12 protein-coding genes are annotated in these 13,013 nt (G+C 63.6%); 3 read left to right on the top strand and 9 right to left on the bottom strand.

The window, feature by feature from the left end; all coding sequences use genetic code 11:
• Positions 1-42: 42 nt before the first annotated feature.
• Positions 43-717, bottom strand: a complete 675-nt coding sequence (locus tag HU737_RS10670; protein WP_186557055.1) for a class I SAM-dependent methyltransferase — start codon at positions 715-717, stop codon at positions 43-45.
• 115 nt (positions 718-832) lie between these two features.
• On the opposite strand from HU737_RS10670, the gene HU737_RS10665 reads away from it, so the two are divergent.
• Positions 833-2,047 (top strand): YeeE/YedE family protein, encoded by a 1,215-nt coding sequence (locus HU737_RS10665; RefSeq protein WP_186557056.1) that lies wholly within the window; start codon positions 833-835, stop codon positions 2,045-2,047.
• A 6-nt stretch (positions 2,048-2,053) separates the two neighbouring features.
• Here HU737_RS10665 and HU737_RS10660 read toward each other — a convergent pair whose 3' ends face one another.
• The 4 genes from HU737_RS10660 to HU737_RS10645 form a co-directional block, all read right to left on the bottom strand.
• Positions 2,054-2,935, bottom strand: a complete 882-nt coding sequence (locus HU737_RS10660; RefSeq protein ID WP_186557057.1) for a DMT family transporter — start codon at positions 2,933-2,935, stop codon at positions 2,054-2,056.
• A gap of 377 nt (positions 2,936-3,312) precedes the next feature.
• The gene (locus tag HU737_RS10655) at positions 3,313-3,642 is read right to left on the bottom strand and encodes a hypothetical protein (protein ID WP_186557058.1); all 330 of its coding nucleotides are present in this window, start codon (positions 3,640-3,642) and stop codon (positions 3,313-3,315) included.
• A 74-nt stretch (positions 3,643-3,716) separates the two neighbouring features.
• Positions 3,717-4,367 (bottom strand): DUF998 domain-containing protein, encoded by a 651-nt coding sequence (locus tag HU737_RS10650; RefSeq protein ID WP_186557059.1) that lies wholly within the window; start codon positions 4,365-4,367, stop codon positions 3,717-3,719.
• 74 nt (positions 4,368-4,441) lie between these two features.
• Positions 4,442-5,257, bottom strand: a complete 816-nt coding sequence (locus tag HU737_RS10645; RefSeq protein WP_186557061.1) for a sulfite exporter TauE/SafE family protein — start codon at positions 5,255-5,257, stop codon at positions 4,442-4,444.
• 108 nt (positions 5,258-5,365) lie between these two features.
• Here HU737_RS10645 and HU737_RS10640 point away from each other — a divergent pair, with 108 nt between their 5' ends.
• Together HU737_RS10640 and HU737_RS10635 are read left to right on the top strand one after the other, a co-directional pair.
• Positions 5,366-6,181, top strand: coding sequence for an AraC family transcriptional regulator (locus HU737_RS10640; RefSeq protein WP_186557063.1), 816 nt, complete (start codon positions 5,366-5,368; stop codon positions 6,179-6,181).
• Between the two features lie 55 nt (positions 6,182-6,236).
• The gene (locus HU737_RS10635) at positions 6,237-6,986 is read left to right on the top strand and encodes a FadR/GntR family transcriptional regulator (protein ID WP_186557065.1); all 750 of its coding nucleotides are present in this window, start codon (positions 6,237-6,239) and stop codon (positions 6,984-6,986) included.
• Positions 6,987-7,110: 124 nt separating this feature from the next.
• Here HU737_RS10635 and HU737_RS10630 read toward each other — a convergent pair whose 3' ends face one another.
• The 4 genes from HU737_RS10630 to kdgD all read right to left on the bottom strand — a co-directional run bounded on the left by HU737_RS10630 (position 7,111) and on the right by kdgD (position 12,749).
• The gene (locus HU737_RS10630; protein ID WP_186557067.1) at positions 7,111-8,691 is read right to left on the bottom strand and encodes an aldehyde dehydrogenase (NADP(+)); all 1,581 of its coding nucleotides are present in this window, start codon (positions 8,689-8,691) and stop codon (positions 7,111-7,113) included.
• Between the two features lie 47 nt (positions 8,692-8,738).
• Entirely contained in the window at positions 8,739-10,292 is a 1,554-nt protein-coding gene (gene garD / locus HU737_RS10625) for a galactarate dehydratase (RefSeq protein WP_186557068.1), read from the bottom strand.
• A gap of 75 nt (positions 10,293-10,367) precedes the next feature.
• Positions 10,368-11,732: an MFS transporter gene (locus HU737_RS10620; protein ID WP_186557069.1), complete on the bottom strand. Its 1,365-nt coding sequence runs from the start codon at positions 11,730-11,732 to the stop codon at positions 10,368-10,370.
• A gap of 105 nt (positions 11,733-11,837) precedes the next feature.
• A complete protein-coding gene (gene kdgD, locus HU737_RS10615) occupies positions 11,838-12,749 on the bottom strand; it encodes a 5-dehydro-4-deoxyglucarate dehydratase (protein WP_186557070.1) in 912 nt (303 codons plus the stop codon).
• Positions 12,750-13,013: the final 264 nt, after the last annotated feature.

Raw genomic sequence — 13,013 nt, 5'->3', positions numbered from 1 at the left:
GTCGTGTCAGAACCGGCCTCTTCGACTACGTGGCAATGACCGCTATTCAGCCAGCCGCCCAGCCACCATCAGCAGCGACTGTGGCACGGCGCTCTGTGGATGCTGCGGCTCGTCCACACTGACCAGCCTCAACCCCGCCATTTCCAAAGCCCGCAACCAACTCGATAACGTGCGAAAGTACCAGGGCATCGGCTGCCACTGCCCTTGGAATCCGGCAAATGACTCTTCCCGCCAGCCGTCCTGGTAATCGCCATTGGCGACCGCCCAAGGATGCAAGGTCTGGATCACTAGCACCCCGCCAGGCCTGAGCAGACTGCTGACGGCTGTCAGCAGGGGAATGATGTCCTGCTGCAGCAGGGCAAAGTTGGCGCAGATCAAGTCGTACGCTGTGCCGACATCCACCTGGGCCTCGGCCAACTGCTCGTAACTGCCCAGGTGCACGTGCGTCGAGCCCGCCGCCCTAGCGGCCTGCACCAGCGTTGTATCACCATCCACGCCAACGGCGGCAATGCCGCGCTCAGCCAGGGCGCGCAACAACCAGCCTTCGCCGCAGCCCAAGTCCAGCACCCGCTCAGGTTGCTGGCCAAGCACGGCGAGCAGGATCGCCTGGTCGGTGACCTGGCGGCGGCTTTCGATCGCACCGCTGCGAATGGCCTCGATCCAGGCTTGGGCATTATGCTGCCAGCTTTGCAGCAGCGCGTCGTCGGCTGAGGGCATCTGCAGCTCCGCAGTTGAGGGGTAACGGCAAGCATAGGCGTTTGCCTGGCGGCGAGCACTGGCAGGCGCACGGCGGTATACTCGCGCCCCGTTTCACTGTTATCCGAGTATGCCGATGGGTCTTTCTGCAACTGCCTCACCTGTACCGCGCCGCCTAGGCGCCCCCTTGGTCGCCCTGACCTTGCTAGTGGCCGGTGCCTGGTTCGTCAATCTCAACGCCGGCTTCAAGCAGGTGTTGCTGCTGATCGTTGGCGCTGCGCTGGGGTTGACGCTCTATCACGCCGCTTTTGGTTTCACCTCAGCCTGGCGGGTGTTCATCAACGAACGTCGTGGGGCAGGCCTGCGCGCGCAGATGATCATGCTGGCTTTGGCCGTGCTGCTGTTCTTCCCGGCGCTGTCGGCTGGCAGCCTGTTCGGCAGTCCGGTCACGGGCCTGGTCGCCCCGGCAGGCGTGTCGGTGGTGTTCGGTGCGTTCATCTTCGGCATTGGCATGCAGCTTGGCGGTGGTTGTGCCTCCGGGACGCTGTTCACGGTCGGCGGCGGTAACGCGCGGATGCTGGTGACGCTGCTGTTCTTCATCATCGGCTCGGTCACTGCAACCCATCATGCCGACTGGTGGTTTGCCTTGCCGTCATTCCCGGCGACCTCGATTGTCCAGGCCTGGGGCGTGACCCCGGCGCTGCTGGCGAGCCTGGCAGTATTTGCCCTGATTGCCTGGGTCACTGTGCTGCTGGAAAAACGCCGCCATGGCCAGCTTGAAGCGCCAGTTGCCAGTGCGCATCAGGGCCTGGGGCGCTTTGTGCGCGGGCCTTGGCCTTTGCTCTGGGGCGCTGTCGCCCTGGCGCTGCTGAACTACGCCACCTTGGCCCTGGCGGGTCGTCCATGGGGTATCACTTCGGCCTTCGCACTGTGGGGCGCCAAGACCCTCAGCGGCCTGGGTGTGGATGTCGGCAACTGGGTGTTCTGGCAGGCGCCGGCCAATGCCAAGGCGCTGGCAGCGCCCTTGTGGCAGGACATCACTACGGTGATGGATATCGGCATCGTGCTCGGCGCGCTGCTGGCGGCGGGTCTGGCCGGTCGTTTTGCGCCAAGCTTGAAGATCCCGCTGCCTTCGCTGATTGCGGCGGTGATCGGCGGCCTGCTGCTGGGCTATGGTTCGCGCCTGGCCTACGGCTGCAACATTGGCGCCTATTTCAGTGGTATCGCCTCGGGCAGCGTACATGGCTGGTTGTGGTTGGTTGCGGCGTACACGGGCAACTTGATCGGCGTGCGCCTGCGGCCGATGTTCTTTGCTGGCGAACGCCGCGCCCCCGCCTTGAGCGGCTGCTAAGGCGCATCACTCCCTGCGCGCTGGCTTCAACGCCAGCGCCACGCCGCCGAGCACCACCAGTGAGGTCAGGCTCAAGCGCCAGGACAACGGCTCGCCCAGCAGCATGACCCCACCCAGCGCCGCAATGACCGGCACGCTCAGTTGCAGCGTCGCGGCTTGCTGGGCGCTGAGGTATTTCACCACCCCATACCACAGGCTGTAGCCAGCACCGGACGCCAGTACCCCGGAGCCGAGCGCGTAGAGCACGCCTTCGCTACTCAGCTGTGCTCGTGCGCCGCTGAAGATTAGCCCCAGCCCCAGCGCCAGCAGCAGTGGCAAGCTGCGCAGGAAATTACCGGCAGTATCTGCCAGCGGGTCAGCCGACCCCTTGCCCAGCACTGAATAAGCGCCCCACGCCACACCCGCGACCAGCATGATCAGGGCGCTAGCCAAGGGCGGCGCATCGGCGCCGGGTAGCAGCAGGGCAATCAGCCCAGTAAAGGCGATCAGCATGCCCAGCATCACCCGCCGCTGCAGTGACTCACCCCTGAACAGGCCATAGGCGAACATGCTCACCTGCACCGCGCCGAACAGGATCAACGCCCCGACCCCTGCGCCCAATTGCAGGTAGGCGAGGGAAAACAGCCAGGCATAGGCGAACAATGCCAGGCTCGCCGCCCAACTGCCGCGCGGCGCCCGTCTACCCTGGCTGAACCACAGCACACTGGCGAGAAAGACCGCACCGCTGCCCAGCCGTAGGGCGGTAAAGCTATTGGCATCTATCGCGCCATCGCGCAGGGCCAGGCGGCAAAACAAGGAGTTGGCAGCGAACGCCAGCAGGCTGAGCACGGTTGGCAGCAGCAGCGAATGGCCAGGCAAGCGGGCGCTACAGGCTTTATTGTTATTCATGGTCACCTGGAGAGGGGCCTGAAGGCTCGTTGTGCGAGCCTGTCGTCAGGTTGGTCGTAAGCGCAGTGTCGACAGGTTGCAGGTTCGCTGCAACGCTACTTTCGGGCGAGGGTTTGCTGTAATGGATGCACAGATCATCGCGATGTCGCCGCTAGGGGCTGTTTAGGGCGGCAGTGCTTCAAGGAGGGGTGGTCGCGAAATCTTAAAATCATTATCTGGATTAAATAACAATCTTATGCTTATGAAATGTATAGATATTTCTATGAAAATTGGTGGGAGGCTTCTTCGCGGTCGTACTGCCGCCGCGAAGAAGACAGGGTAGTAAAGTTATTGCTAAAAAAGATTAGATACCTATCGTAGGTATATGATTTTATTGGTTATCTTCTCGCAACAGCATGCTGGACGCACTGCTCATAGTACGTTTGCTTGATAGCGGCGGGTTTGAGGCGCGATTGGCTGTTGTAGGTCTGCTCGGTAATGCCAAACGCGGTCATGCGCATCCACGGCTTGGGGAATTTGCGCGCCTGTAAACGCTTGCGGGTCGCGTACAGGTTGACCCCGGAAAGCTTGGCCTGCTGGGCCTCGGCGGCGATCTGCGAACCCCAGCCACAGACGTGCCGATCGTTCTGGCTCAGGGCCCGGGCCTGAGCGGTAAAGGCCATGCAGGCCAGCAGGCAGCCGGCCGTGGTTGCTAGAAATACCCGCATGATGCTGTCCTAAGCTTATGAAGGAAAAGGGAGTTTGCCTTCGCTTCAAAAACTTGGGGGCCAGCAATTTGCCGTCAGATGATCGCCATGCGCAGCGGATTGCAGCGGGTGCTGCGCAGGCTGTACAGCGCCAGGATGGCAATCCAGATGACCGACACGCCGTAGTTGAGCCGTTGGTACAGGCCGAACCATTCGCCGCTATGCGCCGCCTGGGCCATGAGTATCACGCTGACGATCGCCAGCACTGTGCAGGCCAGTGACCACCAGGCGAGGCTGGCAGAGCCGGCCACTCGTTTGCCCAGCCAGCTCCACAGCAGGCTGGCCAGGGTCAGTGAAAGGAACATCAGCAGCCCGCTCAAGTTGTGCATCTGCTGCGAGAACGAGGGTTGCGCCGGGGCGCAGCCTTGGTCACAAGCAAACCAGCCGGTGCCGATACTGCCCAACGCATGCACCAGCACCAGCAAAGCACTCAGGCGTGCCCAATTCGACTGCCGCCAGCGGCGTGCCAACCCCCAGGCGAACAGGGCGAACAATCCGCCGAGGGGGAAGTTGTTCAGCAGCGCAGACCATCCCTGGGTCGGTGCGCCAACCGCACCCAGTTGGCTCATGGCCTGATGCAGGTGGCTGTAGTCAGGGTAGCTTGCCGCGGTCAGGGACACGCCCATCAGCAGCCAGGCGGGGATCAACAGGCCGCAGCCCAGTAACAGTCGGTCGAGGGTGATCATGCTGTACTTCCTTCCATGGAGTAGACGCGCTCAAACCCGCACGTTACCGCCGTTGCAGGGTGATTGGCCAGCGTTCAGTGCCCGGCGCAGAGCATCACCAGCAGGACTGTGCCTAGCAGCACCAGGTAGGCTCTGGCGTGCAGGCTGTCGGCGATGCGCCCCACTAGCGGCGAAGCCAGCTGCATGCCCAGCCATGCGCCGAGCGCCAGGGCGGCCGCCGCGTACAGGTCGATCAAGCCAACAAATCCGCTGCCCAATGGCTCACCGGTTGAAGGCAGCATGGTGTATACCAGCGACGCGCTCAGCGCCATGGGCAGCGACAACGGATTGGCCATGGCCGTAGCAGTGAGCATACTTGCGCCACGCCTGCGCATCAGCGGTACGGTCATGACGCTGCCGCCCACTCCCAGCAGTGCTGCCAGCGCGCCAATTGGCAGCCCGACCAGGGCCGAGCCTGCCCGGCTCATTGGGCGCAGAACGGCGCCGGCGTCGCTGACAAAGCCTGGGCGCAGCCAACTATCGAGCAACGTCAGCACCAGGTAGCCGATGAACAGCCACCGCAGCCAGGTGCCGTCCAGCTGCAGCGCTGCATAGGCGCCAACTATCGCGCCCAAGGCGATGGCCGGTGCCAGTTGGCCAATCAGATCCCAGCGCAGGCTGCCCGAGCGGTGATGACGCCAGGTGGCCAGGGCACTGCTGAAGATCATCACCGCAGCCGAGGTGGCTACAGCAATCTGCATCGCCTGTTGGCCGATGGGGGCGTCTGCTCCATGGCCGGCGATCAGCAGCGCATACAGCAGCGGCACGGCGAAGAAACCGCCACCGAAGCCGAACAACAGCGTGGTCATGCCGGCGGCGACGCCGAGAATGCTTAAAAGTGGGTAAAGCATCGTGCTGCCTCTGCAGGTGATAGGACGCACGCAGAGTAGGCAGGTTACGCTTGGCCGACATGCGTGAATTGGCCAATAATCATCGCGTTCAGGCCAAGGCTGTGCAGCATGCGTAATACCCCGTTGTCCCAGGTCGATAGCATTCCCAGGCCAGTACTGGCCATCGGCACCGACTACCCGCCGGGCACTTTGCTCGAGGCGCATAGCCATCGCCGGGCGCAGTTTCTGTATGGCATGAGCGGGCTGATGGAGGTGTTGACCGACGATGGTGCCTGGGTGATCCCGCCCTATAACGGCGTATGGATCCCGCCTGGCAAGCGCCACCAGGTGAAGATGCAGGGGGTAAGCACGCGCAGTGTGTACATCGAGCCGCAAGCGCTGCCGCGTGTCGATGCGCGCTGCCAGGCTTTGCTGGTCAGCCCATTGCTGCATGAGCTGCTGCTGGCCAGTGCCGATGTGCCCGCGCTGTATGAGCCGCATGGGCGCGATGGGCTGTTAGTGGCGTTGATTCTCGAGGAGTTGCGTCGGGCGCCGAGCCTGCCGCTGTATGCGCCGATGCCGGTCGAGCCGGCACTGGCTGCACTGTGCCAAGGCTTTTTGCAGGCACCGAATATCCATCAGACCGCTGAGCACTGGGCGCAGCAATTGAACAAGAGCACGCGCAGCTTCAATCGACAGTTTCGGCAGATGACCGGCTTGTCGTTTGGCCAGTGGCGGCAGCAGGCCTGCCTGATGGCGGCGGTGACACGCCTGGCCGGCGGTGAGGGAGTGACGCGGATCGCCCTGGACTTGGGTTATGACAGCCCCAGTGCGTTTTCCAGCATGTTCCGCAGGGTGCTGGGCGAGGCGCCTTCGCGCTTTGCCCCTGGAGGGGCGCAACCTGCAGTGCGCAGGGTGAGTGAAAACCGTAAGGGATGTATGTGATCGTACAACTGCTTGCGCTATGATGACGCTGGTCTTTCAAGGTGAAATACACGGCATGACAGAGCAGCAGGTACAGGCAAGGACCCGGCGCAAGCCGCGCAGTCTGGCCCAGGAACTGGTCACGGTGCTGACCGAACGGATCCGCAGTGGTCAGCTCAAGCGCGGCGACAAGCTGCCGACCGAGTCGCAGATCATGGCCGAGGAGGGCGTTAGCCGCACGGTGGTGCGTGAGGCCATCTCGCGGTTGCAGGCAGCAGGCCAGGTGGAGACCCGCCACGGCATCGGCACCTTCGTGCTGGATGCGCCGGCGGGTAGCGGTTTTCGCATCGATCCGGCAACTGTGGTCACCCTGCGTGAGGTGCTGGCGGTGCTCGAGTTGCGTATCGCGCTTGAGATCGAGTCAGCCGGGCTTGCCGCGCAGCGGCGCGATGACCAGCAGTTGGCCGGGATGCGTGCGGCGTTGGATGAGATCAACGAAAGCGCTGCGCATGCCTCCGATGCCGTGTCGGCGGACTTTCAGTTTCACCTGCGCATTGCCCAGGCCAGTGGCAATCACTACTTTGCCGACATCATCAATCACCTGGGCACCAGCATCATTCCGCGCACCCGGCTCAATTCGGCACGGATCGCCCATGATGACCAGGCGCACTACATGAGCCGCCTGCGTCACGAGCATGAAGCGATCTATGAGGCGATTGCCCGGCGCGATAGCGAAGGGGCGAAGATGGCGATGCGCATGCACCTGTCCAACAGCCGGGAGCGCTTGCGCCAGGCCCATGAAGCGGCAGAGGCGCAAGGGGTCTAATCGACCTTGCGCTTGCCCGCAGCCTGTTGCTGGACCTGTATGAGGGGCTTGCCCCGCGATGAGGCCATAACCGACAGATAAAAAATGCCCCGCACTATGCGGGGCATGGCCTATTTCAAACAGGTCACAGCGAACCTTCGCTCCACTGCCCATTGATCAACCGGCGCAGCCCCAGCGGGTTGTTATCCTTGAGCGCCTCAGGCAGCAGCGCCTGCGGGTAGTTCTGGTAGCACACCGGCCGCAGGAAACGGTCGATCGCCAAGGTGCCCACCGAAGTGCCGCGGGCATCGGAGGTGGCTGGGTACGGCCCGCCATGAACCATGGCGTCGCACACTTCCACACCCGTCGGATAGCCATTGACCAGAATCCGGCCAACTTTCTCCTCCAGCAGCGGCACCAGCCAGGCGAACGCCTCGAAGTCTTCTGCTTCACCAATCAAGGTAGCGGTGAGCTGACCGCGCAGGCCCAGCAAGGCCGCGCGCAGTTGCGCCTGGTCCTTGACTTCGACCGCCACAGTAGCCGGCCCGAACACTTCTTCCTGCAGCAGCGGGTCGGCATCGACCAGCAGGCTGGCATCGGCCTTGAACAGCTGCGCGCGGGCTTGTGCACCTTGTTGAGGCTGGCCCGCCAGGTGCTCGATGCCTGCATGAGCGTGCAGGTGCTCAAGGCCGGCGACGTAACTGCGTAGGCCACCGGCGTTGAGCAGGGTTTGCCCGGCCTGGGCATCCAGGGCTTGGCCGACATTGCCCAGCAGGCTGCTGAACTCGGCCGATTGCAGGCCGATCACCATCCCTGGGTTGGTGCAGAACTGGCCGGCGCCAAGGCATACCGAACCTGCCAGTTCGCGGGCGATGGTTTCGCCGCGCTTGGCCAGCGCGCCGGGCAGGACGATCACTGGGTTGATGCTCGACATCTCGGCGAACACCGGGATCGGCTGCGGGCGCTCGGCGGCCATGCGGCACAGCGCGTCGCCACCCTTGAGCGAGCCGGTGAAGCCCACCGCCTGGATCGCCGGGTGCTTGACCAGCCACTCTCCGACACCGCCGCCGAAGACCATGTTGAACACGCCCTTGGGCATGCCCGTGCGCTCGGCGGCGCGGATGATGGCGCAGCCGACCAGGTCGGCAGTGGCCATATGGCCGCTATGTGCCTTGAACACTACCGGGCAGCCAGCGGCGAGGGCGGCAGCGGTGTCACCGCCCGCGGTGGAGAAGGCCAGCGGGAAGTTGCTGGCGCCGAACACTGCGACCGGGCCAACGCCAATGCGCATCTGGCGCAGGTCGACCCGTGGCAGCGGTTGACGCTCAGGCAACGCCTGGTCGATGCGAGCGCCTAGGAAGTCACCACGGCGCAGCACCTGCGCGAACAAGCGCATCTGCCCGCTGGTGCGGCCACGTTCGCCCTGAATGCGCGCAGCGGGCAGGGCGGTCTCGCGGCAGACGATGGCGACGAAGCTGTCGTCCAGTTCATCCAGCTCGGCGGCGATGGCCTCGAGGAACTCGGCGCGGCGGGCCGGGGAAAGCTGGCGGAAATCGGCAAAAGCGCCAGCGGCGGCGCGGGCGGCCTGGTCCACTTCAGCCTCAGTGGCTTGGACGAAGCTATAGGGCAGGGCTTCGCCGGAGGTGGCATCGAGGCTCTGCAAGCGTTGGCTGCCGGCGGCGCTGCGCTGGCCGGCGATGAAGTTATGACCAAGAATCTCAGGCATGGGGTGCTCCTTTTGGAGGAATGGAAGACTGAAGGACGGCGAAGCCATCAAGTGATCGGCGCCGGGTTGAACAAGGTGATGTCGTTGTGCAGCCTGTGCTGCTCAGCCCAGGTCTGTTTGCGGCCACTGGCGACGTCCAGGTAGTAGTGGAACAGCTCCCAGCCCAGCTCCTCGATGCTCGAACGGCCGCTGGCGATGCGCCCGGCGTCGATGTCGATCAAGTCCGGCCAGCGCTGGGCCAGTTCGCTGCGGGTGCACACCTTGACCACCGGCGCCATGGCCAAGCCATACGGCGTGCCACGGCCGGTGGTGAACACGTGCAGGTTCATCCCCGCAGCCAGTTGCAAGGTGCCGCAGACAAAATCGCTGGCCGGGGTGGCACAGAAGATCAGGCCCTTGCGCTCGACTCGCTCGCCAGGGCCGAGCACGCCCTGGATGGCGCCGCTGCCAGACTTGACGATCGAGCCGAGGGATTTCTCGACGATATTGGACAGGCCGCCTTTCTTGTTGCCAGGCGTAGTGTTGGCGCTGCGGTCGGCCGCACCTTGTTGCAGGTAGCGGTCGTACCAGTCCATCTCGCGTATCAGGGCCTGGGCGACCTCCTGGTTTTCGGCGCGCGAGGTGAGCATGTAGATGGCATCGCGCACTTCGGTCACTTCCGAGAACAGCACGGTAGCGCCGGCCCGCACCAGCAGGTCGGCGGCATAGCCCAGTGCCGGGTTGGCGGTAATGCCGGAGAATGCGTCACTGCCCCCGCACTGCATGCCAAGGATCAGCTCGCTGGCCGGCACCGTCTCGCGGCGGCGCTGGTCGAGTTTTTTCAGGCGTGTTTCGGCCAGCTCCATGATCTGCTCGATCATTTCGCTGAAGCCAAGGCTGGCATCCTGCAGGCGATACAGCCACGGCTCGCTGAGGTCCACCGACGGGTCGTTGTCGTGCATCACCTGGCCCGCTTGCAGCTTCTCGCAGCCCAGGCTGATCACCAGCGCTTCGCCGCCCAGGTTAGGGTTGCGCGCCAGGTTGCGCACGGTGCGAATCGGGATGTAGGCGTCGCGGGCGTTGATTGCCACGCCGCAGCCATAGCTGTGGGTGAGGGCGACCACGTCATCGACGTTGGGGTATTGCGGCAGTAACTCGGCGCGGATGCGCTTGACCGCGTGCTCCAGCACGCCGGTCACGCACTGCACGGTGGTGGTGATGCCGAGGATATTGCGGGTGCCGACGGTGCCGTCGGCGTTGCGGTAGCCTTCGAAGGTGAAACCCTCAAGAGGCGGCAGGGGCGCAGGGACGGCATCGCAGCGCGGCAGGCTGTCCAATTCCGGTGCCGACGGCATGGCCAGCTGGCTTTCCTGGACCCAACTGCCCTGGCGCAGGTCTTCCAGGGCATAACCGATGATTTGCCCGTAGCGGCGCACCGGCTCGCCTTTGCCGATCAGCACGGTGGCGACCTTGTGGCTTTGCGGCACGGCTTCGACCAGGGTCAGGCCATCGGGGAAGCGGGCGCCTTCGCCCAGGCCGCCGTCGTTGACCACCACCACGACGTTATCGTCGTCGTGCAGGCGGACGTAGCGGGGCGAGTCGGAGTGTTCGATCAACTGCATGTTCAGGCCCTACAGGTAGGTTCTCAGGCTTTTGTACATCCGCCCGCAGCGGTACCCCGGTGCGGGCGTGTCCACTCAGTGACGCGAGCTTGCCAGTTCGCCATTGGCGGCTGGCTCAGGCTGCGACTGGGGGGTGTTTTCGCGCAGCTCGATTCGCTTGATCGGGCCGACGATCACCAGGTAGCTGAACACCGCCACCAAGGCGTTGGCGCCCACATACACCAAGGCCCACTTGAACGAGCCGGTGGCGCTGATGATGTAGCCGATGACGATCGGCGTGGTGATCGAGGCGATGTTGCCGAAGGTGTTGAACAGACCACCGGACAGACCTGCGATCTGCTTGGGTGAGGTATCGGCCACCACCGCCCAGCCCAGGGCACCGATGCCCTTGCCGAAGAACGCCAGGGTCATGAAGCCGACCACCATCCATTCCGCTTCGACGTAGTTGCAAAAGACCATGGTGGTCGACAGCAGCAGGCCGCAGACGATCGGCAGTTTGCGCGAGAAGGTCAGCGAATTGCCGCGGCGCAGCAGCCAGTCCGACAGCACGCCACCCAGCACACCACCGATGAAGCCGCAGATGGCCGGCAAGGAGGCGATGAAGCCGGCCTTGAGGATGGTCATGCCGCGCTCCTGCACCAGGTACACCGGGAACCAGGTCAGGAAGAAGTAGGTGATGGCGTTGATGCAGTACTGGCCCAGGTAGACGCCCAGCAGCATGCGGCTGGTCAGCAGTTGCTTGATGTAGCCCCATTTCGGGCCATCGTTGCCGCGTTTCTGGTCCATGTCGACCAGCCCGCCGTTTTGCTCGATGTGCTCAAGCTCGCTCTGACTGATGCGCGGGTGCTGGCGTGGGTTATAGATGGTCTTCAACCAGACCGCGGAGAACACGATCCCCAGTGCGCCCATGACGACGAATACATGTTCCCAGCCGAAGCTGAACACGATCCAACCCATGATTGGCGCGAACAGTGCGGTAGCGAAGTACTGCGCCGAGTTGAAGATTGCCGAGGCGGTCCCGCGTTCGGCCGTCGGGAACCAGGCGGCAACGATGCGCGCGTTGCCGGGGAACGACGGTGCTTCAGCGAAACCGACCAGAAAGCGCAGGGTGAACAGGGTCACCACCGCCCAGGCTACCGGCAGGCCGCCGACAAAACCTTGCAGGAGGGTGAACAGCGACCAGGTGAAGATACTGAACGCGTAGACGTTCTTCGAGCCGAACCGATCGAGCAGCCAGCCACCGGGGATCTGGCCCGCGACGTAGGCCCAGCCGAACGCCGAGAAGATGTAGCCGAGGGTGACGGCATCGATGCCGAGGTCTTTTTGCAGGCTGGAGCCGGCGATGGCGATGGTGGCTCGGTCTGCATAGTTGATCGTGGTCACCAGGAACAGCATGAACAGGATCAGGTAGCGCACATGCGTCTTTTTAGTCGCTTGCATGCTGGGTACTCCCACTAGTTATTTTTGTGCGGGCTAACGAGTTGTAACCGGAGCCAGGCATCGCCCGGCTCCGGTGTGCGGCATTGGCAGGCCGCGGGGTGGTGCTTACTGCGGACCCATCTTGTCCATCAGCGCGGCGAGCATCTCGTACTCTTCGCCAGTCAGGTCGGTCAGCGGCGTGCGTACTGGGCCTGCGTCGTAACCGGCGAGCTTGGCGCCGGCCTTGACGATGCTCACCGCGTAACCGGCTTTGCGGTTGCGGATGTCCAGGTACGGCAGGAAGAAATCGTCGATCAGCTTGGCCACGGTGGCGTGATCGTCACGGGCGATGGCGTGGTAGAAGTCCATCGCGGTCTTGGGCACGAAGTTGAACACCGCCGAGGAGTACACCGGTACACCCAGGGCTTTATAGGCGGCAGCATACACCTCAGCGGTCGGCAGACCACCCAGGTAGCTGAAGCGGTCGCCCAGGCGGCGACGAATCGACACCATCAGCTCGATATCGCCCAGGCCATCCTTGTAGCCGATCAGGTTCGGGCAGCGCTCGGCCAGTTGCTCGAGCAGGCTGGCGTTGAGGCGGCAGACGTTGCGGTTGTACACCACCACGCCAATCTTGACCGATTTGCACACCGCTTCGACGTGAGCGGCGACGCCATCCTGGCTGGCCTCGGTGAGGTAGTGCGGCAGCAGCAGCAGGCCTTTGGCGCCAAGCCGTTCGGCTTCCTGGGCGTATTCGATGGCCTGGCGGGTGGAGCCACCGACGCCGGCCAGGATCGGTACCGAGCGCTCGCAGGTATCGACTGCGGTCTTGATCACTTGGCTGTACTCGCTGGCAGCCAGGGAGAAGAACTCACCCGTCCCGCCGGCGGCGAACAGGGCGCTGGCGCCATAGGGGGCGAGCCATTCCAGGCGCTTGATGTAGCCGGCCTGGTTGAAGTCGCCCTGGGCGTTGAAGTCGGTCACCGGGAACGACAGCAGGCCGTGGGAGAGGATGGATTGCAGTTCTTGTGGATTCATTGTTGTTGGCATCCTATGGCGCTTGGGGTGAAGGTGATGTGCTGCGATGGAGGTAAGTTATCGTACAACTTGAATGATGACTAGTACCTCTGCGCAGATTTTTTCCGCGTCGCCAGGAAATAGGCAGGTTGGAGCGCCGATAACTTCGCGGCCAAGCTCGTCCCCCATTGATGCTCCAGGGGCCTTGAGAGCTCTGCAGTTCCTGTGGGCGCGGGCTTGCCCGCGAAGTGGCCATGACAGATGACGAGACGGTTGAAGCCGAAT

It is taken from the genome of Pseudomonas urmiensis, from assembly GCF_014268815.2.
GTDB classification, from domain to species: Bacteria; Pseudomonadota; Gammaproteobacteria; order Pseudomonadales; family Pseudomonadaceae; genus Aquipseudomonas; species Aquipseudomonas urmiensis.
Note: the sequence above shows the minus strand (reverse complement) of the source record. Positions and strands in the feature narration are given on the sequence as shown.